The sequence below is a fragment of the Rhizobium sp. RU20A genome (assembly GCF_900155885.1).
Lineage (GTDB): Bacteria > Pseudomonadota > Alphaproteobacteria > Rhizobiales > Rhizobiaceae > RU20A.
Window position 1 is genome coordinate 761,810 of record NZ_FTMB01000001.1, and the last position, 20,829, is coordinate 782,638.

The window sequence follows — 20,829 nt, forward strand, 5'->3', positions numbered from 1 at the left end:
TGCCAAGCTCTTTTATAAGGCAACGCACAAATTTCGGACGCCAGGGCCGGTGCCGCTGGCCATGTGCGGTGCGGCACGATAAACCACGGCCGACGGCAAACGGGAAGCCTCAAAGCAGCATGACAGACGACGTTATTTCAACAGGCGCGGCGCCGAAGATCGGTTTCGTGGTCGTGGCGGCCGGCCGCGGCGAGCGCGCTGGCCAGTCCGCCGAAGGCCCCAAACAGTATCGCCGCATCGGCGACGTGCCCGTGATCCGCCGGACGCTTGATGTGATTCTGGCCTGGCCCGGGACGGGCGCCATCGTTGCCGTCATCCACCCCGACGACGGGGCGCTGATGGCGGCAGCGCTCGCCAGCCTGTCCGAGGCCGCACGCGCGCGCATCATCCTCATCCATGGCGGCCCGACACGGCAGCTCTCGGTGCTCGCAGGCCTCGACGCGCTTGCAGGCACCGACATCACCCACGCCTTCATCCAGGACGCCGTGCGCCCCTTCATCGATGAAGACCTGCTCGACCGCTGCCGCGCGGCGCTGATCGAGGGGAAGGCGGCCGTCCTGCCGGCCCTGCCGATTGCCGAGACGATCAAGCGCGCCGATCCTGCCGGACAGGTCTCGGAAACCGTCGCCCGCGCCGGTCTCTACGGCGCCCAGACGCCGCAATGTTTCGCGCTCACCGATATTCTCGCCGCCCACCGCGCCGCCGCGGCCAGCGGCCGGCACGATTTTACCGACGACGCCTCGATTGCCGAATGGCATGGTCTTGCCGTGCACCTCGTGACGGGCAGTCCGGACAATGTGAAACTGACCGTACAGAGGGATATTGCCTTGGCCGACGAAAAGCTCACCGCCCGCGCCGCCGCCTTTCCCGATGTGCGCACCGGCAATGGCTATGACGTGCATCAACTGGTCGAGGGCGACGGCGTGACGCTCTGCGGCGTCTTCATCCCGCACGACCGCAAGCTTTCGGGCCATTCCGACGCCGATGTCGCGCTGCATGCGCTGACCGATGCGCTGCTCGCCACCTGCGGCGCTGGCGATATCGGCGATCATTTCCCGCCGTCGGACCCGCAATGGAAGGGCGCGGCCTCGCGCATCTTCCTCGAGCGCGCCGCAGAGATCGTGCGCGAACGCGGCGGTGTCATCACCAATGCGGACATATCGATCGTGGCGGAGGCGCCGAAAGTCGGCCCGCACCGCCTTGCCATGCGCGAGAACCTCTCGGCCTTCCTCGGCATCAGCCTCGACCGTTGCTCGATCAAGGCCACCACCAACGAGACGATCGGATTCGTCGGCCGGCGCGAAGGCATCTGCGCCATCGCCACCGCCACCGTCATCTATCCCGGGAGCGCCGCATGAGTGCCAGGATGAGCCTCTGGCCCGACGACATCGAAACAGAGGCCGAACGCCTCATCGCCGACCTCAAGGCGGCCGGCCTCATGGCCGCGACGGCGGAAAGCTGCACGGGCGGGCTGATCGCCGGCGCCCTGACGGAGATTGCCGGCTCTTCCGCCGTCGTCGATCGCGGCTTCGTCACCTATTCCAATGAGGCGAAGATCGACCTGCTCGGCGTTTGCGAAGAGACCCTGGCGCGTGTCGGTGCCGTGTCGAAGGAAACGGCGCTGGAGATGGTGGAGGGTGCCCTCACCCGCTCCCGCGCGGACGTCGCCGTCGCCGTCACCGGGATTGCGGGGCCGGGCGGCGGCTCGGCGGAAAAGCCGGTGGGTCTCGTCCACCTCGCAGCGGGATCGAAGTCCGGCACGCGGCTGCACCGGGAAATGCGCTACGGCGATCTCGGCCGGTCGGGCGTGCGCCTTGCGACGCTCAGCACCGCGCTGGAGATGCTGCGGGACGCTGCCTTTGCAAAGGCCTGACCGCCCTCACGCCGCGCTGTAGATCGCGTCGGCCCGCTTCTCGAAAGCTTCCGAAAACAGCCGGAAGGCGCGCTCGAACATGGCGCCCATCATCGCTCCGAGGATCATGTTCTTGAACTCGTAGTCGATGAAGAAATGCACATTGCATTTCCCCTCGCCCGCGCTTTCGAACCGCCAGCGATTGTCGAGATAGCGGAAAGGGCCGTCGATATATTTCACGTCGATGGCTAGCTCCGGCCTGTTCAGCAACACCTGCGTGGTGAAGGTCTCGCGGATCGCCTTGTAGCCGATGGTCATGTCGGCAACGAGCAGCTCCTTGCCGTCCCGCGCCTTGCGCGTGCGCACCGAAAGTCCCTCGCACAGCGGCAGGAATTCCGGATAGCGCTCGACATCGGCAACGAGATCGAACATCTGCTCGGGCGAATGGGGAACGGGGCGGCGTGTCTCGAACTTGGGCATGACTGGCAGTTAGTCCCGCCGATGGCGCTTGGCAAGATGGCGTGGGGTCGCGGGCAGGGATTTCGAATTCTGCACCGATAAGCTTCGCGTCTTCAAACACGGCGTCAAGTAAGGGATCACACGTGCACGTCAAGCTGCCGCAACGGGTCTTATCGTATCAAGGCCTGTCGCCGTCCGTAGCGCAACGGCAAGATCGAAGCTTCGCTGAAGGTTGAGCCAGAACTCCGGGCTCGTGGCGAAATAGCGGGAGAGACGCAAGGCGAGTTCTGCGGTGATGGCGGCATTTTCATCGATGAGGTCCTGGACCACATCCGGCTTGACGCCGAGATCGCGGGCGACACGCGCGACCGTCACATCGAACTCCGCCATGAAATCCTCGCGAAGAACCTCGCCGGGATGGATGGGATCGTCGGGGACAAACATCGCGCACATCCTCAATGATAGTCACAGAATTCGACATCGAATGCTTCACCATCACGCCAACGGAAGCAAATACGCCACTGATCGTTGACGCGAATAGAATACTGGCCGCTTCGGTCACCTTTCAAGCTTTCCAGTCGGTTACTGGGCGGAACCTATAGATCGGCCAGCGTCGCCGCGGCATCAATCGCCAATAGCTTGCGGCGCGCGCGTGCAACGATATCGCCTGGCACGCCGCGGTGCCCCGACTTTCGCAAAAACAACCCTTCGGTTCTCTTGTCACGAAAGCCGGTAATCACGACAAACCAGCGCCCCTACGCCGCCGCTTCTGCCACCTTCTTCTCGCGCGCGGCCTTCAGCCGGGCGAAATCGTCGCCGGCGTGGTGGGAGGAGCGGGTGAGCGGGCTGGAGGAGACCATGAGGAAGCCCTTGGAATAGGCGACCGTCTCGTAGGACTTGAACTCCTCCGGCGTCACGAAGGCTTCCACCTTGTGGTGCTTGCGGGTCGGCTGGAGGTACTGGCCGATCGTGAGGAAATCGACGTCCGCGGTGCGCAGGTCGTCCATCAGCTGGAGCACTTCGTTGCGCTCTTCGCCAAGGCCAACCATGATGCCCGACTTGGTGAACATGGTCGGGTCGAGTTCCTTGACGCGCTGCAGAAGGCGCACCGAGTGGAAATAGCGCGCACCGGGGCGGACCGTCAGGTAATTGCCGGGCACGGTTTCCATATTGTGGTTGAAGACGTCGGGCTTGGCGGCAACGACCCGCTCCAGCGCGCCGGGCTTCTTGAGGAAGTCAGGGGTCAGGATCTCGATCGTCGTCATCGGCGATGCAGCGCGGATCGCGAAGATCACCTTTTCGAAATGTTCGGCGCCGCCATCGGCGAGGTCGTCACGGTCGACGGAGGTGATGACGACGTGCGAAAGACCCATCTGCTTGACGGCCTTGGCGACGTTTTCGGGCTCGTTCATGTCGAGCGCATTCGGCTTGCCGGTCGTCACGTTGCAGAAGGCGCAGGCCCGCGTACAGATCTCGCCCATGATCATGAAGGTCGCGTGCTTCTTTTCCCAGCACTCGCCGATATTCGGGCAGCCCGCCTCTTCGCAGACCGTCACGAGCTTGTGGGAGCGCACGAGCTGGCGCGTCTCCATGTAACCGGGGGAGTTCGGCGCCTTGACACGGATCCAGTCGGGCTTGCGGGCCACTTCCGTATCGGGGCGATGCGCCTTTTCCGGGTGGCGGGGACGGGCCTCGCGGCCGGCGACTGCATCGAAGAGTGTAACCATCTGTTTCAGGATCCCGTCTCGCCGGTCGCGCCGGCAACCTGCCTTATATAGACGGCCTGAATCAAAAAGTCAGGCCGAGTCTTTCGACCCGGCCTGACTTCATGTGATTTAAATCTGATGGACGGTCTAACGCCTGACGGCACGCGCAATGGCGATGAGGATGCAGGCGCCGATGAAACCGACGATCAGGTAAACCAGAAGCCCGGTGCCGGTGTAGATGCCGGCAAGGCTCAGCACGAAGTTCAGCGCGGCCGCGCCGATGATGCCGAGAATAATATTCATGAAGAGACCCATGTTGCTCTTCATGAACTGCTCAGCCAGCCAGCCGGCGATGCCGCCGACCACGATTGCACCAAGAATTCCGACGCCGTTCAGGTCCATGTCATTTCTCCTGTGGGTTCATGCATTTCCGCTTATGAACCCGCAGGATGACATTTTGTTCCGCCCGGCGGCTGAATTTTGGCAGGAATCAGGCGTTCAGCACCTTGCCATAGGCGTCGAGCACGCTTTCCTTCATCATTTCCGAGAGCGTCGGATGCGGGAAGATCGTGTGCATCAGCTCTTCCTCTGTTGTCTCGAGGTTCATGGCGACGACGAAACCCTGGATGAGCTCGGTCACCTCGGCGCCGACCATGTGGGCGCCGATCAGTTCGCCGGTCTTCTTGTCGAAGATCGTCTTGATCATGCCCTGGTCCTCGCCGAGCGCGATGGCCTTGCCGTTGGCGGCGAAGGAGTAGCGGCCGACACGGATGTCACGGCCCTCAGCCTTCGCCTTGGCTTCCGTGAGACCGACGGAGGCGACCTGCGGGTTGCAATAGGTGCAGCCCGGGATCTTCGCCTTGTCCATGGGGTGAACGTTCGGCAGCCCGGCGATCTTCTCGATGCAGATGACGCCCTCATGCTCGGCCTTGTGAGCCAGCATCGGCGGGCCCGCGACGTCGCCGATGGCGTAGAGGCCGGGAACATTGGTCTTGCCGTAACCGTCGATGACGATGCAGCCGCGATCGGTCTTCACGCCGAGGGCTTCCAGGCCGAGGTTTTCGATATTGCCCTGCACGCCGACGGCGGAGATCAGGCGGTCGGCGGTGATCTGCTGAACCTTGCCGTCCTTGGTCTCGACATGGGCGGTGATGGAGTTGGCGCCCTTGTCGACCTTGGAGACCTTGGCCTCGGTAATGATCTTCAGGCCGCGCTTTTCGAGCTGCTTGCGGGCAAAGGCCGAGATTTCGGCATCCTCGACCGGCATGACATTGGCCATGAGCTCGACGACGGTGACGTCGACACCCATGGAGCGGTAGAAGGAGGCAAACTCGATGCCGATGGCGCCCGAGCCCATGACGACCAGCGACTTCGGCATGAAGTCCGGCTTCATCGCCTCGAAATAGGTCCAGATCAGCTTACCATCCGGCTCGATGCCGGGCAGCGCGCGGGGACGCGCGCCGGTGGCGACGATGATGTGCTTGGCCGTGTAGGTGCCTTCGCCCTTCACGCCCTTCGGAACCGGGTTCTGCGGCTCGACGACGGGCTTGGTCATCTTGCCGACGACGATCTCGTTCGGCTTGGTGAGTTTCGCCTCGCCCCAGATGACATCGATCTTGTTCTTCTTCATCAAGAAGGCGACGCCGCCGTTCAGCCGCGCCGAAACACCGCGCGAGCGCGCAACAACGTCCTTCACCTCGGCGGTCATGGTGCCGTTCAGCGTCAGGCCGTAGCTCTTGGCATGGTTGGCATGGTCGAGGATCTCGGCCGAGCGCAAGAGCGCCTTGGTCGGAATGCAGCCCCAGTTGAGGCAGATGCCGCCCAGATGCTCGCGCTCCACGATCGCGGTCTTGAGGCCGAGCTGGGCCGCACGGATGGCGGTCACGTAGCCGCCCGGGCCCGAACCGATGATGATGACGTCGTAAGCAGTCGACATGAGCGCTTCCACTCCTTCCTTCTTGTTCGGTCTGACCGACGGCCGCATACGGCGGCGCCGGCGCTGGTCGAAGGAGCGGAAGCGGGTCCGCCCCTTAAGGCACCTCGTCCGCAACCGTTTCCGGCCGGGACAGGAGCCCGTAGATTTCATCCTTCAGAGCCATCCGGCGCTTGCGCATGTCCTGCATGCGAAGGTCGTCGGCGGGCTCGATATCCGTCTCGGCGCGGTGAATGGCGCGGTTGACCTCGTGATAGGCCTCGGTGATCCGATGGAAGTGCCCGTCCGTCGCCCTCAGGTGGCGGATGGCGGCAACATGCTGCGGAAATTCCTCGGCCAGTTCATGTGGTGTGTTCGACATGGAAACATCTCCCCTTCTGGTGACATCTCCACGCTACGCCTGCCCCTCAAACCCTCCTTGATCCCGATCAAAGCCCGAGCATCATACTGGCGACAGGGGCCAGCGCCCGGCCGATCGCGCGGGTGTTGTCAGCGTCGAGATGCACCCCGTCGAGCGGCGTGGTGACCGCGACGGAACCGGCATCGAAGAAGCCGCAGCCCGTTTCGTCGGCAAGATCGGCGTAAAGCGTCGACAGCATCGAGGACTGCTCGACCCCGCCGGCAAACATCGCCGCGAAGGCCGTATTGGCGGTTTCGCACAGCGCCGGCGGCGCAACGATGAGGATTTCCGGCGTCTGGTCCTGCCCGAGCGGCCAGGCGTGGTGACGAATGATCTCGATCAGCCGCTCCATGCCCTGCACGGCCGAAAAGGCGGGACCGGCGACGACCGGCTTCATGTCGTTTGTGCCGAGCAGGATGATGACGAGATCGAGGGGCCCATGCGTCTGCAGGATGGTCGGCAGGATGCGCGCCCCGTTGCGGTCGCAATCGGCCGTGTGGTCGTCATAGGCCGTGGTGCGGCCGTTCAGCCCCTCGGCGATGACCTGCACGCCCTGCCCCAGCGCCACCTGCAACACGCTCGGCCAGCGGTCCGCCAGCGCATGACGCCCCGGCCCTTCCGCATTGTATCCCCAGGTCAGGCTGTCGCCGTAGCAAAGGACGGTCTTCATCTCTCTCCTCCGACCGGCATGAACCGGTCCTGTCCTCCACGGCGAACCGCGCCGTCATCGATCCTTGGTCAGCGCCTCGACCTTGCGCTCCAGCTCGAAGATGCGCTCCTCGAAATCGCCGGTGACGAATTTCGTCATCATCGTATCGGCCGTCAGCGCCTGCCGGATGGTCTTCTGGCCGCTTTCCAGCTTGTCGAGCCGCTGCTTCACATCCTCGAAGTCCGAGCGGACTTCCTGAAATCGTCGGTCGATGTCAGCGCGCATCTCCCGCAGCAGCAGTAAAATCAGGTTTTCCGGTTCGCTTGCCATGTCGTTCGCTCCTTGAAGCGCAGGTGACAGTCAATTCCCATCAAACATAAGTCATGCCGAATGCGATTTCATCCTTCGACGTGCTGTCAAACCAAAAGATCAAACCAGTGGCTCCGCCGGTCGACCACTTTGACAGACCGGACACTTCCGGATGTGGCAATCGCATCCGTTGGCGCCGTACTCCGCCTTGCAGAGCAAGCACTTCATTTTCCAAATTCGCTGATTGTAATGGGTGGTGGATGGGCGGCCGGTGTCGCCCATCACCTGTTGCGCGCGGGGATTGATATCACCCGCCTTCGGCATCAGACCAGCATGCCCATCGGGTTCTCGATGTAGCGCTTGAAGGCGCCGAGCAGTTCCGCGCCGAGCGCACCGTCCACGCAGCGGTGGTCGGTGGAGAGCGTGACGGTCATGGCGTTGACGATGACCATCTGGCCCTTCTTGACGACGACGCGCTCCTCGCCTGCACCGACCGCAAGGATCGTGGCGTGCGGCGGGTTGACGACGGCGGCGAAGTTCTTGACGCCCATCATGCCCATGTTGGAAACGGCCGTGGTGCCGCCCTGATACTCCTCGGGCTTCAGCTTGCGTTCCTTGGCGCGCTTGCCGTAGTCCTTCATCTCGTTGGAGATGGCCGAAAGGCTCTTCGTCTCGGCCTTGCGGATGATCGGCGTGATCAGGCCGCCCGGGATCGACACGGCAACGCCGACATCGGCGTGCTTGTGCTTGACCATGGCATTGTCGGTCCAGGAGACGTTGGCATCCGGAACGTCGCGCAGCGCGAGCGCCAGCGCCTTGATGACCATGTCGTTGACCGAGACCTTGTAAGCCGGCTTGCCGTCCTTCTCGGGCGCAGCGGCATTGATCTGGGCACGCAGGGCGAGCAGCTGATCCAGTTCGACGTCGAGCGAGACGTAGAAGTGCGGGATCGTCTGCTTGCTCTCCTGAAGGCGCTTGGCGATCGTCTTGCGCATGCCGTCATGCGGCACGAGCTCGTAGGAGCCCTGTTCGAAGAGCTTGAGCACGGCCTCTTCCGACATACCCTTGGCGAACGCCGGCGCCGGAGCGGCGGCAGACTGCGGAGCGGCGGATGCAGCAGCCGGAGCCGCCTTGGCGCCACCGCCGGCAACGGCCTTCTCGACGTCGCTCTTCACGACGCGGCCATGCGGGCCGGAACCCGAAATGGCGGAGATGTCGAGACCGGCTTCCTTGGCGAGACGGCGGGCGAGCGGCGAGGAGAACTTGCCGTTCGAAGGACCGGCAGACGCCGTCTTCGCCGGAGCTGCCGCGGCGGCCGGCTGTGCAGCCGGAGCCGGTGCCTCGGCCTTGGCGGGCTCATCCGCCTTGGCCTCTGTCTTCGGGGCCTCCGCCTTCGGGGCCTCCGCCTTCGGGGCCGCGCCACCGCCGGCGGCGGCAGAGACATCCTCTCCATCGGCGGCGAGGATGGCGATCAGCGTGTTGACCTTGACGCCTTCGGTGCCGGCGGCAACGACGATCTTGGCGACGACGCCTTCATCGACGGCTTCCACTTCCATGGTCGCCTTGTCGGTCTCGATCTCGGCGATCACGTCGCCCGACTTGACCGTATCGCCTTCCTTGACCAGCCACTTGGAAAGGTTGCCCTCTTCCATGGTCGGAGAGAGCGCCGGCATGGTGATATTGATCGGCATCTTGCCTCTCCTCCCCTTACTTGTAGCAGACGGCCTTCACCGCCTGGACGACTTCGCCGACATTCGGAAGCGCGAGCTTTTCGAGATTGGCGGCGTAGGGCATCGGAACGTCCTTGCCGGCAACCGAGAGGATCGGCGCATCGAGATAGTCGAAGGCGGCGCGCTGCACCTGGTTGGCGATGTAGTCGCCGACCGATGCCTGCGGGAAGCCTTCCTCGACCGTGACGAGGCGGCCGGTCTTTTTGACCGATTCGATGATCGCCGGCAGGTCCATCGGACGGATGGTCCTGAGGTCGATGATCTCGACGTCGATGCCGTCCTTTTCGAGCTCGGCCGCAGCCTTGACCGCATAGGTCATGCCGATGCCGAAGGAGACGATGGTCGCATCCTTGCCGGCGCGGTGAATGCGGGCCTTGCCGATCGGCAGCGTGAAGTCATCGAGCTTGGGAACCTCGAAGGACTGGCCGTAGAGGATTTCGTTCTCGAGGAAGATGACCGGGTTCGGATCCTGGATCGCCGCCTTCAGGAGACCCTTCGCGTCGGCTGCCGTGTAGGGCATGACGACCTTGAGGCCCGGAATGTGGCTGTACCAGGCGGCGTAGCACTGCGAATGCTGCGCGCCGACGCGGGCAGCCGCGCCCGAGGGGCCGCGGAACACGATCGGCGCACCCATCTGGCCGCCGGACATGTAAAGCGTCTTGGCAGCGGAGTTGATGATGTGGTCGATCGCCTGCATGGCGAAGTTGAAGGTCATGAACTCGACGATCGGGCGCAGACCCGTCATCGCAGCACCGACGCCGACGCCGGCAAAGCCATGCTCGGTGATCGGCGTATCGATGACGCGGCGGGCGCCGAATTCCTGCAGCAGGCCCTGCGTGATCTTGTAGGCGCCCTGGTATTCGGCAACCTCTTCGCCCATGACGAAGACGTCGTCGCTCTTGCGCATTTCCTCGGCCATGGCGTCGCGCAGCGCTTCACGCACCGTCGTCATCACCATTTCCGTGCCGGCCGGAATATCCGGATCGGCAGCGACATCCGTCTTCGGCTGGGCCGGAACGGTCGCGTCGGTCTTGGCAGTCGGCTCCTCCGTCGCCGGGCGGGCCTTGCCGCCTTCGGCATCCGCGGGCGCTTCGGCCTTGGCGGGGGCAGCAGCGGCCGCATCGGCGCTTTCGCCATCCTGCAGGAGCACGGCGATCGGCGTATTGACCTTCACGCCTTCCGTGCCGGCGGCAACCAGCAGCTTGCCGATCACGCCCTCGTCGACGGCTTCGACTTCCATCGTCGCCTTGTCGGTTTCGATTTCGGCGATCACGTCGCCGGACTTGACGGTGTCACCCTCGTTCTTGACCCACTTGGAGAGGGTGCCCTCCTCCATGGTCGGAGACAGGGCGGGCATGAGAATATTGATAGGCATCAGGTGTCCCTCCCCGAATTACAGCAGGATGTCGGTGTAGAGCTCGGATACATCCGGCTCCGGATCGGCCTGGGCGAAATCGGCACTGTCGGCGACGATATCGCGCACATCCTTGTCGATCTGCTTCAGCTCGTCCTCGCTCGCCCAACCCTGTTCCAGGATACGGGCCTTCACCTGCTCGATCGGGTCATGCTCGGAGCGCATCTTCTGCACTTCGTCCTTGGAGCGATACTTGGCCGGGTCCGACATGGAGTGGCCACGGTAACGGTAGGTCAGCATTTCCAAGATCATCGGACCCTTGCCGGACCGGCAGTGCTCGACCGCCTCGTCGGCGGCGGCCTTGACGGCGCGCACATCCATACCATCGACCTGGTAGCCCGGAATGCCGAAGGAGGCGCCGCGCTGGGAGAAGTCGGTCTGGGCCGAGGCGCGCGAGACCGAGGTGCCCATGGCGTAGCGGTTGTTCTCGACGATGTAGATCACCGGCAGCTTCCACAGCGCCGCCATGTTGAAACTTTCGTAGACCTGGCCCTGGTTGGCCGCGCCGTCGCCGAAATAGGCGAGCGATACATTGTCGTTGCCGCGATAACGGTTGGCGAAGGCCAGACCCGTGCCGAGCGAAACCTGCGCACCGACGATGCCGTGACCGCCGTAGAAATGCTTCTCCTTGGAGAACATGTGCATGGAGCCGCCCTTGCCCTTCGACAGGCCGCCGCGGCGTCCGGTCAGCTCCGCCATCACGCCCCGGGCGCTCATGCCGCAGGCCAGCATGTGGCCGTGGTCACGGTAACCGGTGATGACCTGGTCGCCTTCCTTCAGCGCCAGCTGCATGCCGACGACGACGGCTTCCTGGCCGATGTAAAGGTGACAGAAACCGCCGATGAAGCCCATGCCGTAGAGCTGACCGGCCTTTTCTTCGAAACGCCGGATCAGCAGCATTTCGCGGTAGGCCTTGAGATCTTCATCCTTGGAAAATTCGACGATGGTGCCGCCGTTGAAGTCTTTCTTCGCCGGCTTGGCGGACGGCTTGCGGCTGGAAACGGTCGCGGATTTACGCGGAGCCATTCGTTCCTCCCTATGGTTTGCCTCGGCGCACACCATAGGGAAAGATCACTGATCCGGCAATGCTTTAAATGCATGCCTTCCATTACAGTTATGTAACTGTAATATATAGAGAAATTTGAATTAACCAGTTTCCGGTTAATCACACTTAATGGAAGATCGTGATCTCGTCGACACGCGACACGTTGAGCGCCGAACGCGCCTTCTCATCGAGCATGTCCCGCTCCAGCGAACCATCGCTGAGCAGCGCCACTTCCCGTTCCAGAACCTGCCTCTTGTGCGTCAGGATCGCCAGACGCGCCTCCCGGTCGGCCTTCTGGGCTGCAAACACCTCCGTCGCCTTCAGCCCCAGCGCACCGTGCACGCTATGATAGCCGAAGTAGGAAACGAAAGCGACAGTGATGGCGGGAACGATAAGGCGGCCGAAATGGCGCTTACGGTGATGCTTGGTCCACATGAAAACACCCTGCTACGCAATACGTTTTTCACTGTAGAGCCAAGGTATTAACCGAGCGTTGACCATGCCGAGAAAATCACGGGGGCCCCGCATCCGGTCAAGGATGCGGGGCCCCCAAAGGCGTTCAGAAGATCGTGACAATCGCGGGCGGTCAGCCCTTGATGATGCCGCGGCCCATGTAGCGGGCCTGGCTGCCGAGCTGCTCTTCGATACGGATCAGCTGGTTGTACTTGGCGGTGCGGTCCGAACGGGCCAGCGAACCGGTCTTGATCTGGCCGCAGTTGGTGGCAACCGCGAGGTCGGCGATCGTGGAGTCTTCCGTCTCGCCCGAGCGGTGCGACATGACGGCGGTGTAGCGGGCCTTGTGGGCGGTCTCGACGGCGTCGAGCGTTTCCGACAGCGAGCCGATCTGGTTGACCTTGACGAGGATCGAGTTGCCGACGCCCATCTTGATGCCGCTGCGCAGACGCTCGGAGTTGGTGACGAACAGGTCGTCGCCGACGAGTTGCACCTTGTCGCCGATCTTGTCGGTCAGATACTTCCAGCCGTTCCAGTCGTCTTCGGCCATGCCGTCCTCGATCGAGAAGATCGGGTACTTGGCGGCAAGCTCGGCAAGGTAGTCTGCCATGGCTTCCGGCTCCAGCACGCGGCCTTCGCCTTCGAGGTGGTACTTGCCGTCCTTGAAGAACTCCGTCGAGGCGCAGTCAAGCGCGATCACCATGTCGTCGCCCGGCTTGTAGCCGGCCTTTTCGATCGAGGTCATGATGAAGTCGAGGGCAGCCGGGGCAGAGGCGAGGCCCGGCGCAAAACCGCCTTCATCGCCGACATTCGTGTTGTGGCCGTCGGCGGCAAGCTGCTTCTTCAGCGTGTGGAAGACTTCCGAGCCCATGCGCACGGCATCGCGGATCGATTCGGCGCCGACCGGAACGATCATGAACTCCTGGAAGTCGATCGGATTGTCGGCATGCGCGCCGCCATTGATGATGTTCATCATCGGAACCGGCAGGTAGCGGGCATTCGGGCCGCCGACGTAGCGGTAGAGCGGCAGGCCGGCAGCGGCAGCAGCCGCCTTGGCGACGGCGAGCGACACGCCGAGGATGGCGTTCGCGCCGAGGCGGCTCTTGTTGTCGGTGCCGTCGAGCTCGATCATGGCATTGTCGACTTCGATTTGGTCTTCGGCGTCGAGACCTCCGACGGCCTCATAGATCTCGCCGTTGACGAATTCGACGGCGCGCTCGACGCCCTTGCCGAGGTAACGCTTGCCACCGTCGCGCAGTTCGACAGCTTCATGGGCACCGGTCGAGGCGCCGGAGGGAACGGCGGCGCGGCCAAAACTGCCGTCTTCCAGATGCACGTCGACTTCCACGGTGGGGTTGCCACGGCTGTCGAGGATCTCGCGGCCGATGATGTCGATGATGGCTGTCATGGTCTCTTCCCTATTGCGGATGGGTGGAACAAGCAGGCCCGACGGGCGCGGGCCGGAGAAATTCAGTCAGACGGCCCCTGTCATAATCGAAGACCGCGAAATTACAATGGCGCCACACGCATGGCTGCGCTGTGCACGGCCCTGTCACGAAAAATTCGCAGAACCGGCCGTTAAATCGATTAGCTCAGGCCAAATCGATTTACGCGGCGCGCTGCTTGGCAATCGCGTCGAAGGCGAGCAGCGTTTCGAGAAGGCGCGGCATATCCGTCAGATGCACCATGTTCGGGCCATCGGACGGGGCATGGTCCGGATCCTCGTGGGTCTCGATGAAGACGCCGGCGACACCGACGGCAACGGCCGCGCGCGCCAGCGTTTCCACAAATTCCCGCTGGCCGCCGGAAGAACCGCCCTGCCCGCCCGGCTGCTGCACCGAATGGGTCGCGTCGAAGACGACCGGCGCGCCAAGGCCGGCCATGATCGGCAGCGAGCGCATGTCGGAAACGAGCGTGTTGTAGCCGAAGGAGGCGCCGCGCTCGCACAGAAGCACGTTCGGATTGCCGCTTTCCGTAAACTTGGCGAGCACGTTCTTCATGTCCCAGGGGGCGAGGAACTGGCCCTTCTTGACATTGATCGTGCGGCCCGTCTTGGCGGCCGCGACCAGAAGGTCGGTCTGGCGGCAGAGGAAGGCGGGAATCTGGAGGATATCGACGGTCGGGGCGACCTTGGCGCACTGTTCTTCGGTGTGGATGTCCGTCAGCACCGGAAAGCCGTATTCCGCCTTGAGGTCGGCGAAGACCTCCATGGCCTTCTCCAGCCCGATGCCGCGCTTGCCCGAGAGAGAGGTGCGGTTGGCCTTGTCGAAGGAGGACTTGTAGATGAGGCCGATACCGAGTTCCTTCGTGATCTCCACGAGCCTGCCGGCGATCATGAAGGCATGGTCGCGGCTCTCCATCTGGCAGGGGCCGGCAATCAGCGACAGGCGCTCGGACTGCGAGAAGACCACCTCGGTGGAGGCTCCCTTGACGACGACGCGGGCATTGGCTTGCATGTTCAGTCTCCGAAGATGAAGGCGACGCCCTGTCCGGCGGCCTTGGGCACGATCAGGCGATCGGCCTTTCTGATGAAGGGAATGGCGCGCGCGGCCAGCAGCCGCTCCGTGACGCCGAGATCGGCGACGGAAAAGCGAAGCGCCGCACCGCGAAGGCCGCGTTCCGATGCCTCGGCGGACAGCCCGTAAAAGGCCGTCAGCCCGGCCGGCGTCAGCACGGAAACCGGCACGTTCGGCGTATCGATGCGCATGCCGAAGGAGCCCGCATCGACGCGGCGCTCGCCGCTGGCGACCTGCAGGAGATACTGGAAATCCGTCGGGTTCGGCTCGGTGAGGATGACCTCCGCCAGCCCCGTGACGCCGTTTTCGTGCACTTCCAGCATCGAGCGGTCGGCGGGCAGCGGATTGACGCGCTGACAGGTGAAAAAGAAAAAATCGGGCGCACGAAGGTCCGCCGCAAAGGCAAGACGGAAACTGCCGATGCCGCTGCGGCCATCCGGCAGCTTCATCTCGCGCGAGAAAGCCAGCGGCTGCCCCCCGGAAATGCCGGCGGCCCGGAAGGCCTCGTCATCGGAAGCCGCCTCTGTGGTGCCGAAGACAACGGCGGACAGGCCCTCGCCGCGCCTAAAGCGGATGGCAAGATCGCGGGCGACGAAGGCATTGCCACCGCGCGCCGCCTCTTCCGCCACCTCGCGCTCGCCGATCGCCAGCGGCTCCAGATAGGTGCCATCGATGAAGAAGACGCAGGCATTTTCCGTGCCGAAGGGATGACGCGCATCGGCCGCCACGGTGAAGCCGAGCTTGCGGTAGCGCTCGCGCGCAGCAACCAGCGTATCGACGGGAAGGACGAGATGATCGACGGGACGGGATACGGACGGCTGATCGGGCATGCGGGCTCCTCACCTTCGGACCGTCCGATCGGCCGCCGCACGCCGGCACCCCGTGTGCCGGACGGTCGGGCAGCCTCTCCGGCCGACGGCACGATGGCAATCTCAGGCAATGCCCGACGGCCGCGCCAACCCGGAAGGTCTCGGCCGCCCGGGGATTCCGGCCGGCGCATCCGCTCTAGCCGGTTTCCCGGAGGCTTGGCAAGGGAGACGGGGCAAAGGGAGGAGTGTCAGGCGGCGCGGCGGAACCGGCCGGCAATCAGCCGGTCGAGCGAGAGCGGACCCGGGCCGGCGATAATGATGAGGAGAAGGCAGGCCGCCCAGGTGCCATGCGTCGGCCAGGCATCGGGATAAACGAAGATCTGGATGACCAGCGTCATGCCAAGGAGCGCCAGCGCCGAAAAGCGCGAGGCAAGGCCGATGACGAGAAGCACCGGAAAGAGATGCTCGGCGATCGCCGCCAGATGCGCCGCAAGCCAGGGATCGAGGAGCGGCAGGCGATATTCGTTTTCGAAAAGATAGATGGCCGTGTCGTTCAGCGCAAAGCCGCTGACCTTGGTCTGGCCGGACTGCCAGAAGACACCGGCAATGGCAAGGCGTGCAAGGGTGCTGGCAAGGCTGAGCGGGATGCGCTCGAAGAGCCCGACAAGCCGGGAAACAAGCGCGGAAGGGCCGGTGGCGCGCGCCGGGCGATCGGTGATGAGGGTCATGGAACACTCCTTCGGGTCGGTCGCCGGCGGCCGGGTTCAGGGCACGGCGTGTGGATCGGGATCGAAAACTGCGTGCCGGTCAGGGCGCCGGGGTAGTGGAACCGCCCTCACCGGCAAGACCGGCAAAGAAGCCGCCGGCCAGCATCAGGCCGAAGGCGGCCTGGAGATCGAAACGGGCATCGCTTGCCGCTGCCGCGCCCGCTGCCAGCGCCAGCGGCTCGCCGCTCGCCAGCGCGCCGAGGAAGACGCCGACGCCGGGCGCCAGGCAATGGGTCTCGACCACAAGCCCCGGGCGGGCAATGGCGACCGCCTCGCCCTGCCAGTCCGCAATCGGCTGCGGGGTCTCGCCCTCGCGGTTCATGGCCCAGACCGTGTGGACGGGATGGGTTGAGGCGACCAGCCGCAGCGCCGGATGCGGCACGAGGCGCACACCGGCCAGCGCATCCGGCGGGAGCGCCGCAAGGACAGCCGGATCCAGCACGGGCAGATCGGCGGCATGATAGGCATGGCCCCGCGCCGCCTCGAGCCTCAGCACATCGGCGAGATAGGGAACGCCCGCGGCCGGCGGAAAATCCGCCACGAAATCGGCCAGCGTATCGCCATAGACCATTAAGAGCGGCGAGCGCGGCGGCGAGACGCGGATGAAGGCCTGCGCCAGCCCCGCAAAGAAGGCCTCGCCGACGATGCGCCGCGCCACGGGAAAGCGGCTTTCCAGCGCCGAGACGAGGGAATGCGCGACATTGTTGCGATAGACGCCGAAACGGCGCTGCGGCTCTTTTCCCGTCCAGCTGGAAAGCCCGGCGGGCAGATCCGCTTCCGGCGACAGGAGCGCGCCGGCGAAGGCGTCGTAGATCTCGGGATCGGCGTGCGGCTCCATCATCGCCTTACGCCGCCTGCCGGCCACGACGCGCCGCGGCGAGCACGGCCTCTGCCGCCTCGGCTTCGGCCGCAAGCACCGGCCAGCTTGGGACGTCATTGTCCCATTCGATCAGGGTCGGTACGGCGCCGGCCCTCTCGATGACGGCGGCATAGAGCGCCCAGACGGGATCGGCCACAGCCCTGTCATGGGCGTCGATGAGGAGCGGCGCGCCCGCCTCGTCCACATCCACCGCATGACCGCCGAGGTGAATTTCGCCGACATGGGCAAGCGGAAAGGCCGCGAGATAGGCGGCGGGGTCTGCGTTCCGGTTGGTGCAGGCGACATGCACATTGTTGACGTCGAGCAGCAGGCCGCAGCCGGTGCGCGCCACGATCTCGCTGAGGAAATCCGTCTCCGCATGGGTGCTTTCGGCAAAGTCGAGATAGGTGGCGGGATTTTCCAGCAGCATGCGCCGCTTCAGCACCGACTGGACCAGGTCGATATGCTCGACGACCCGCGTAAGCGTCTCATCCGTGTAGGGAAGCGGCAGCAGGTCGTTGTAAAAGGTCGTCTCGTGGCTCGACCAGGCGAGATGCTCGGAAAAGCTCTCCGGTTCGTAGCGCGCGCAGACCACGCGCACCCGCTCCAGATGATCACGGTCGAGCGGCTGGCGCCCGCCGATGGACAGGCCGACGCCGTGGATCGACAGGGCGTAATCGGCCCTGAGCCGGGCGAGCTGCGCATGCGGGACGCCCCCCGCCCCCATATAGTTTTCCGCATGCACCTCGAAGAAGCCGACCGGCTGCGGCGCGGCGGCAATCGCCTCGAAATGCTCCGGCTTGAAACTGACGCCGGCCCGGGCCGGAAGCGCCGCGATGTTCAGGGTTTGATGACGCATGCTGCACCTCGCATGGATCTGGCCGCAAAAGACGTGGCGGAGACGGAAGGAGCTGGTCCGGACGCTGTCGCCCCCGGACCATGGCGCCCCCGGATATGGGAGCGGTGTGGGGATCGGGCCCGAACAGATCGGACCCGGAGGGGGGCAACCCACCCTTGCCTTGATCAGACGGGGGCCGGGCCCTGCGTCAGCGAGCCCATGCCGTTCGGCGTCTTCATGGTGACGCAGGTACCGGCAGGAACGAGCTTCCAGGCGTTCTGCTGGTAGTCGACCTTGGAGGTCCCGGCGCAGGTCGTGCCCGCACCGGCGGCGCAATCGTTCTGGCCCTTCAGCGCAACGCCGTAGCACTTTTCCTTCGATGCATCCTCGGCGTGGGCGGCGGAGGTTGCGAGGCCGGCAAGGGCGGCAGCGAGCGAACCGGCAAGGGCGAGCGAGGCAATCTGGGTCTTCATGTGAGGGTTCTCCGGTTGGATGACGCGGCCTGCTTTTTGTGCCGCACAAGGTCATTCGCAGCCAAGCAGCCGCCCGTTACAGGCCGACAAACTTTTTTTCGAAAAAGGTTCGAAAGACATCTCGAAAGAAGGACGGGAATTTTTATCCTGCCTCGTGTAACGAAAGCGGGTGGAACTGCGTATGGGGGAATGTGTTGACACGGCATGCGCGTGACGAGGAATGGGAAAGCTGGCTGCGGGCGGCGCTGAATGGCGACGCGGCTGCCTATGATCGTTTCCTGCGGGCGGTGACGCCGCATCTGCGGGCCCTTGCCCGCCGCCGCGTGGCCGCCTTTGGCGCAGCGCCCGCGGAAGCGGAAGATCTGGTGCAGGAAGTGCTGCTCGCCATCCACCTGAAGCGCACGAGCTGGGATCCGGCCCGGCCGCTTCGACCCTGGCTTGGTGCCATCGTGCGCAACAAGCTGATCGACAGCCTGCGCCGGCGCGGCCGCCATGCCGCAGTCCCCATCGAGGACGTGATGGAGATGCTCGCGGCCGAGACGGACGCGCGCGAGGACGACCGGCGCGATGCCGCGCAGTTGCTGCAACAGCTCAAAGAGCCGCAGCGCAGCATCGTCAGGGCCATTTCGCTGGACGGCGTGCCCGTGCGCGAAACGGCCGAACGCCTGAAGATGAGCGAAGGCGCGGTGCGCGTGGCCCTCCACCGGGCGCTGAAGACGCTCGCCGCACTTTACGGGAGTACCGAGAGATGAAGACCGACGACCTGATCCGCCTGATGGCCGAAGACGCCCGCCCCGGCCTGCCGCTGCGCCGGGCGCTGGCCGTGGCGCTGGTCGCGGGCATGGGCCTTGCCGTGACGCTGTTCAGCCTGGAACTTGGCTTTCGCGAGGGGCTGCTTCAGGCCATGCAGACGCCGCGCGTGCTCGTCAAGATCGCCGTCGTGCTCCTGCTCTCCATCATCGCGCTCGTTCTCGTTTCCCGCGCCGGGCGGCCCGATGCCGATCTCGCAAGGCCGGCCCGCGCCCTGCTCGTCCCCGTCGCGATCATCGTCGTTGCCGTTGCCGCAGAATTCCTCGTGCTGCCGGAGGCGGACTGGCGCGCCAACCTGATCGGCCACAATGCCGTCGCCTGCCTTGTCATGGTCGTGCTGATGGGCGCCGGCCCGCTGGCAGCGCTGCTGATGGCGCTGAAGCGCGGTGCGCCGGAAAGTCCGGCCCGCGCCGGCGCCATCGCCGGCCTTGCCGCCGGCGCGCTGGCCGCAACCCTCTATGCCCTGCACTGCCCCGATGACAGCCCCTTCTTCGTGGCCGCCTGGTATTCGATCGCCATCGGTGCCCTCACCCTTGTCGGCGCGCTCGCCGGATCACGGGTGCTGCGCTGGTAGGCATGTCCTCTTCGGGCAAATTGCTCTAAACACGACGCGAATCTGCGAACGCGCCCGGGGGCCTATGGAAACCGCGCTCTATCTGCCCGTCAAAACCTTCCTCGAAACGGCCGGCTATGCCGTAAAGGGCGAGATCGGCGGCTGCGACCTTCTCGGCGTCAGCGAGGGCGAGCCGCAAGTGCTGGTCGTCTGCGAGCTGAAGCTGACCTTCAACCTCGAACTCATCCTCCAGGCGGTCGACCGCGCGCCCGTCGCCGACGAGGTGTGGATCGCCGCCCGCGTCTCGGCCAAAGGCAAGGGCCGCGATGCCGATCGCCGCTACCGCGACCTCTGCCGCCGCCTCGGCTTCGGCATGCTCGGCGTTTCAGATGCGGGCACGGTGGACATCATCGTCGGCGCCGTCTCGCCCATGCCGCGCACCAACCCCAAACGCCGCTCCCGCCTGATGCAGGAACATAAAAAACGCCGCGGCGACCCGGTGCTGGGCGGCAGCACCCGCGCCCCCCTCATGACCGCCTACCGCCAGCAGGCCCTCGCCTGCGCCGCGGTGCTGGCGGGCGGACCGCTGAAGGTGAAAGAGGTCCGCGTCGGCGTGCCGGAGGCGGCGAAGATCCTGCAGGGCAATGTCTATGGCTGGTTCGAGCGGGTGGAGCGGGGGGTGTATGGGCTGTCGGAGGCCGGAAGGGCGGCGCTGGTCAGGTGGCCGCAGGGGCAGGCCGGCGAGCACGCTTAAGGTTCCGCCTTGCAGGGCGACTGGACTGCGAGTCCTCTACAGGCTCTTCTGCATGATCCAGTAGGTGTCGGAATCCTTGGAGAAAGACTCGACGCCCGACCAGCCCGCCTTGCGATAGAGCTCAATGGCGCTCGCCGTATAGAGGGACAGACGTTTGATGCCCGCACGGGCTGCAAGGCTTTCCAGTGCGGTGATGAGCCGTCGCGCATAGCCCTTGCCGCGATGCGCATCCGCGACATAGAGGCCGGCAAGCCAGGGATTGACATCGGGCCGCCCGTCGAGATCATCAAGGCACAGGGCGACCATGCCGACCGGTTCCTCGTCCTCCAGCAGAACGAGCACGGTCGGCAACAGCTCGTCGTTGGCCGCCTCAGCCTCCATCGCAATCATCTCTTCCAGCGACATCACGTCCTGAAAAAAGGCCGCCCACCGCCAGCGTGCGGTGGTGGCCACAAGATCGGGACGTTCGGCGGTGGAGACGATCTGAAGCATATTGCCCT

At 64.6% G+C, this 20,829-nt stretch carries 25 protein-coding genes and 1 pseudogene; 5 read left to right on the forward strand and 21 right to left on the reverse strand.

Annotation, left to right across the window (positions count from 1 at the left end):
* The first annotated feature begins 119 nt into the window (after nt 1-119).
* On the forward strand, nt 120-1,358 hold the full coding sequence (locus F3H41_RS03710; protein ID WP_149737198.1) for a bifunctional 2-C-methyl-D-erythritol 4-phosphate cytidylyltransferase/2-C-methyl-D-erythritol 2,4-cyclodiphosphate synthase: 1,239 nt from the start codon (nt 120-122) through the stop codon (nt 1,356-1,358).
* Nucleotides 1,359-1,366: 8 nt separating this feature from the next.
* Nucleotides 1,367-1,873, forward strand: a complete 507-nt coding sequence (locus F3H41_RS03715) for a CinA family protein (RefSeq protein ID WP_149738202.1) — start codon at nt 1,367-1,369, stop codon at nt 1,871-1,873.
* A 6-nt stretch (nt 1,874-1,879) separates the two neighbouring features.
* Here the strand turns inward: F3H41_RS03715 and F3H41_RS03720 are convergent, their stop codons facing one another.
* From F3H41_RS03720 to F3H41_RS03820, 20 genes and pseudogenes are all read right to left on the reverse strand, one after another.
* The gene (locus F3H41_RS03720; RefSeq protein WP_149737199.1) at nt 1,880-2,332 is read right to left on the reverse strand and encodes a type II toxin-antitoxin system RatA family toxin; all 453 of its coding nucleotides are present in this window, start codon (nt 2,330-2,332) and stop codon (nt 1,880-1,882) included.
* A gap of 129 nt (nt 2,333-2,461) precedes the next feature.
* Nucleotides 2,462-2,755 (reverse strand): HigA family addiction module antitoxin, encoded by a 294-nt coding sequence (locus F3H41_RS03725; protein WP_149737200.1) that lies wholly within the window; start codon nt 2,753-2,755, stop codon nt 2,462-2,464.
* A gap of 11 nt (nt 2,756-2,766) precedes the next feature.
* Nucleotides 2,767-3,051: pseudogene (locus tag F3H41_RS03730) on the reverse strand (type II toxin-antitoxin system RelE/ParE family toxin).
* Nucleotides 3,052-3,066: 15 nt separating this feature from the next.
* Complete coding sequence (lipA, locus tag F3H41_RS03735; protein ID WP_149737201.1) at nt 3,067-4,038, reverse strand: lipoyl synthase; 972 nt, start codon at nt 4,036-4,038, stop codon at nt 3,067-3,069.
* Nucleotides 4,039-4,164: 126 nt separating this feature from the next.
* Complete coding sequence (locus F3H41_RS03740) at nt 4,165-4,419, reverse strand: GlsB/YeaQ/YmgE family stress response membrane protein (RefSeq protein ID WP_149737202.1); 255 nt, start codon at nt 4,417-4,419, stop codon at nt 4,165-4,167.
* A gap of 88 nt (nt 4,420-4,507) precedes the next feature.
* Nucleotides 4,508-5,953, reverse strand: a complete 1,446-nt coding sequence (gene lpdA, locus F3H41_RS03745; protein WP_149737203.1) for a dihydrolipoyl dehydrogenase — start codon at nt 5,951-5,953, stop codon at nt 4,508-4,510.
* Between the two features lie 94 nt (nt 5,954-6,047).
* On the reverse strand, nt 6,048-6,311 hold the full coding sequence (locus F3H41_RS03750; protein ID WP_149737204.1) for a YdcH family protein: 264 nt from the start codon (nt 6,309-6,311) through the stop codon (nt 6,048-6,050).
* A 67-nt stretch (nt 6,312-6,378) separates the two neighbouring features.
* Nucleotides 6,379-7,020, reverse strand: a complete 642-nt coding sequence (locus F3H41_RS03755; RefSeq protein WP_149737205.1) for an SGNH/GDSL hydrolase family protein — start codon at nt 7,018-7,020, stop codon at nt 6,379-6,381.
* Between the two features lie 54 nt (nt 7,021-7,074).
* Nucleotides 7,075-7,329 (reverse strand): hypothetical protein, encoded by a 255-nt coding sequence (locus tag F3H41_RS03760; RefSeq protein WP_149737206.1) that lies wholly within the window; start codon nt 7,327-7,329, stop codon nt 7,075-7,077.
* 302 nt (nt 7,330-7,631) lie between these two features.
* Nucleotides 7,632-8,999, reverse strand: a complete 1,368-nt coding sequence (locus tag F3H41_RS03770) for a pyruvate dehydrogenase complex dihydrolipoamide acetyltransferase (protein WP_149737208.1) — start codon at nt 8,997-8,999, stop codon at nt 7,632-7,634.
* Nucleotides 9,000-9,015: 16 nt separating this feature from the next.
* Complete coding sequence (locus tag F3H41_RS03775; protein ID WP_149737209.1) at nt 9,016-10,413, reverse strand: pyruvate dehydrogenase complex E1 component subunit beta; 1,398 nt, start codon at nt 10,411-10,413, stop codon at nt 9,016-9,018.
* Between the two features lie 18 nt (nt 10,414-10,431).
* A complete protein-coding gene (gene pdhA, locus F3H41_RS03780; RefSeq protein ID WP_149737210.1) occupies nt 10,432-11,478 on the reverse strand; it encodes a pyruvate dehydrogenase (acetyl-transferring) E1 component subunit alpha in 1,047 nt (348 codons plus the stop codon).
* A gap of 145 nt (nt 11,479-11,623) precedes the next feature.
* Nucleotides 11,624-11,932 carry a septum formation initiator family protein gene (locus F3H41_RS03785; protein ID WP_149737211.1) on the reverse strand — a complete coding sequence of 103 codons (309 nt, stop codon included), beginning with the start codon at nt 11,930-11,932 and terminating at the stop codon, nt 11,624-11,626.
* A gap of 151 nt (nt 11,933-12,083) precedes the next feature.
* Complete coding sequence (eno, locus tag F3H41_RS03790) at nt 12,084-13,358, reverse strand: phosphopyruvate hydratase (protein WP_149737212.1); 1,275 nt, start codon at nt 13,356-13,358, stop codon at nt 12,084-12,086.
* 199 nt (nt 13,359-13,557) lie between these two features.
* Nucleotides 13,558-14,406 (reverse strand): 3-deoxy-8-phosphooctulonate synthase, encoded by an 849-nt coding sequence (kdsA, locus tag F3H41_RS03795; protein ID WP_149737213.1) that lies wholly within the window; start codon nt 14,404-14,406, stop codon nt 13,558-13,560.
* Between the two features lie 2 nt (nt 14,407-14,408).
* On the reverse strand, nt 14,409-15,296 hold the full coding sequence (locus F3H41_RS03800) for a VOC family protein (protein ID WP_149737214.1): 888 nt from the start codon (nt 15,294-15,296) through the stop codon (nt 14,409-14,411).
* A gap of 227 nt (nt 15,297-15,523) precedes the next feature.
* Nucleotides 15,524-16,003 carry a DoxX family protein gene (locus tag F3H41_RS03805; protein WP_149737215.1) on the reverse strand — a complete coding sequence of 160 codons (480 nt, stop codon included), beginning with the start codon at nt 16,001-16,003 and terminating at the stop codon, nt 15,524-15,526.
* Between the two features lie 79 nt (nt 16,004-16,082).
* Nucleotides 16,083-16,883, reverse strand: a complete 801-nt coding sequence (locus tag F3H41_RS03810; RefSeq protein ID WP_188129330.1) for a DNA-binding domain-containing protein — start codon at nt 16,881-16,883, stop codon at nt 16,083-16,085.
* A gap of 4 nt (nt 16,884-16,887) precedes the next feature.
* Nucleotides 16,888-17,745 (reverse strand): DUF692 domain-containing protein, encoded by an 858-nt coding sequence (locus F3H41_RS03815; RefSeq protein WP_149738203.1) that lies wholly within the window; start codon nt 17,743-17,745, stop codon nt 16,888-16,890.
* A 179-nt stretch (nt 17,746-17,924) separates the two neighbouring features.
* On the reverse strand, nt 17,925-18,212 hold the full coding sequence (locus tag F3H41_RS03820; RefSeq protein WP_149737217.1) for a DUF2282 domain-containing protein: 288 nt from the start codon (nt 18,210-18,212) through the stop codon (nt 17,925-17,927).
* Nucleotides 18,213-18,406: 194 nt separating this feature from the next.
* On the opposite strand from F3H41_RS03820, the gene F3H41_RS03825 reads away from it, so the two are divergent.
* From F3H41_RS03825 to F3H41_RS03835, 3 genes are all read left to right on the forward strand, one after another.
* Nucleotides 18,407-18,964: a sigma-70 family RNA polymerase sigma factor gene (locus F3H41_RS03825; RefSeq protein ID WP_149737218.1), complete on the forward strand. Its 558-nt coding sequence runs from the start codon at nt 18,407-18,409 to the stop codon at nt 18,962-18,964.
* Complete coding sequence (locus F3H41_RS03830; RefSeq protein WP_149737219.1) at nt 18,961-19,596, forward strand: NrsF family protein; 636 nt, start codon at nt 18,961-18,963, stop codon at nt 19,594-19,596. The genes F3H41_RS03825 and F3H41_RS03830 overlap by 4 nt, the downstream gene beginning before the upstream one ends.
* 64 nt (nt 19,597-19,660) lie before the next feature.
* On the forward strand, nt 19,661-20,329 hold the full coding sequence (locus tag F3H41_RS03835) for a DUF2161 family putative PD-(D/E)XK-type phosphodiesterase (RefSeq protein WP_149737220.1): 669 nt from the start codon (nt 19,661-19,663) through the stop codon (nt 20,327-20,329).
* A 36-nt stretch (nt 20,330-20,365) separates the two neighbouring features.
* Here F3H41_RS03835 and F3H41_RS03840 read toward each other — a convergent pair whose 3' ends face one another.
* The gene (locus F3H41_RS03840; RefSeq protein WP_149737221.1) at nt 20,366-20,821 is read right to left on the reverse strand and encodes a GNAT family N-acetyltransferase; all 456 of its coding nucleotides are present in this window, start codon (nt 20,819-20,821) and stop codon (nt 20,366-20,368) included.
* Nucleotides 20,822-20,829: the final 8 nt, after the last annotated feature.

Excerpts from the sequence above, each read along its gene's own strand:
- F3H41_RS03805 (WP_149737215.1), bottom strand. The coding sequence starts at position 16,003 with ATGACCCTCATCACCGATCGCCCGGCGCGCGCCACCGGCCCTTCCGCG.
- F3H41_RS03755 (WP_149737205.1), bottom strand. The coding sequence starts at position 7,020 with ATGAAGACCGTCCTTTGCTACGGCGACAGCCTGACCTGGGGATACAAT.
- eno (WP_149737212.1), bottom strand. The coding sequence starts at position 13,358 with ATGACAGCCATCATCGACATCATCGGCCGCGAGATCCTCGACAGCCGT.
- F3H41_RS03820 (WP_149737217.1), bottom strand. The coding sequence starts at position 18,212 with ATGAAGACCCAGATTGCCTCGCTCGCCCTTGCCGGTTCGCTCGCTGCC.
- F3H41_RS03830 (WP_149737219.1), top strand. The coding sequence starts at position 18,961 with ATGAAGACCGACGACCTGATCCGCCTGATGGCCGAAGACGCCCGCCCC.
- F3H41_RS03715 (WP_149738202.1), top strand. The coding sequence starts at position 1,367 with ATGAGCCTCTGGCCCGACGACATCGAAACAGAGGCCGAACGCCTCATC.
- F3H41_RS03775 (WP_149737209.1), bottom strand. The coding sequence starts at position 10,413 with ATGCCTATCAATATTCTCATGCCCGCCCTGTCTCCGACCATGGAGGAG.
- F3H41_RS03785 (WP_149737211.1), bottom strand. The coding sequence starts at position 11,932 with ATGTGGACCAAGCATCACCGTAAGCGCCATTTCGGCCGCCTTATCGTT.
- F3H41_RS03760 (WP_149737206.1), bottom strand. The coding sequence starts at position 7,329 with ATGGCAAGCGAACCGGAAAACCTGATTTTACTGCTGCTGCGGGAGATG.
- F3H41_RS03750 (WP_149737204.1), bottom strand. The coding sequence starts at position 6,311 with ATGTCGAACACACCACATGAACTGGCCGAGGAATTTCCGCAGCATGTT.
- F3H41_RS03840 (WP_149737221.1), bottom strand. The coding sequence starts at position 20,821 with ATGCTTCAGATCGTCTCCACCGCCGAACGTCCCGATCTTGTGGCCACC.
- F3H41_RS03725 (WP_149737200.1), bottom strand. The coding sequence starts at position 2,755 with ATGTTTGTCCCCGACGATCCCATCCATCCCGGCGAGGTTCTTCGCGAG.
- F3H41_RS03710 (WP_149737198.1), top strand. The coding sequence starts at position 120 with ATGACAGACGACGTTATTTCAACAGGCGCGGCGCCGAAGATCGGTTTC.
- F3H41_RS03770 (WP_149737208.1), bottom strand. The coding sequence starts at position 8,999 with ATGCCGATCAATATCACCATGCCGGCGCTCTCTCCGACCATGGAAGAG.
- pdhA (WP_149737210.1), bottom strand. The coding sequence starts at position 11,478 with ATGGCTCCGCGTAAATCCGCGACCGTTTCCAGCCGCAAGCCGTCCGCC.
- lpdA (WP_149737203.1), bottom strand. The coding sequence starts at position 5,953 with ATGTCGACTGCTTACGACGTCATCATCATCGGTTCGGGCCCGGGCGGC.
- F3H41_RS03800 (WP_149737214.1), bottom strand. The coding sequence starts at position 15,296 with ATGCCCGATCAGCCGTCCGTATCCCGTCCCGTCGATCATCTCGTCCTT.
- F3H41_RS03835 (WP_149737220.1), top strand. The coding sequence starts at position 19,661 with ATGGAAACCGCGCTCTATCTGCCCGTCAAAACCTTCCTCGAAACGGCC.
- F3H41_RS03810 (WP_188129330.1), bottom strand. The coding sequence starts at position 16,883 with ATGATGGAGCCGCACGCCGATCCCGAGATCTACGACGCCTTCGCCGGC.
- lipA (WP_149737201.1), bottom strand. The coding sequence starts at position 4,038 with ATGGTTACACTCTTCGATGCAGTCGCCGGCCGCGAGGCCCGTCCCCGC.
- kdsA (WP_149737213.1), bottom strand. The coding sequence starts at position 14,406 with ATGCAAGCCAATGCCCGCGTCGTCGTCAAGGGAGCCTCCACCGAGGTG.
- F3H41_RS03740 (WP_149737202.1), bottom strand. The coding sequence starts at position 4,419 with ATGGACCTGAACGGCGTCGGAATTCTTGGTGCAATCGTGGTCGGCGGC.
- F3H41_RS03720 (WP_149737199.1), bottom strand. The coding sequence starts at position 2,332 with ATGCCCAAGTTCGAGACACGCCGCCCCGTTCCCCATTCGCCCGAGCAG.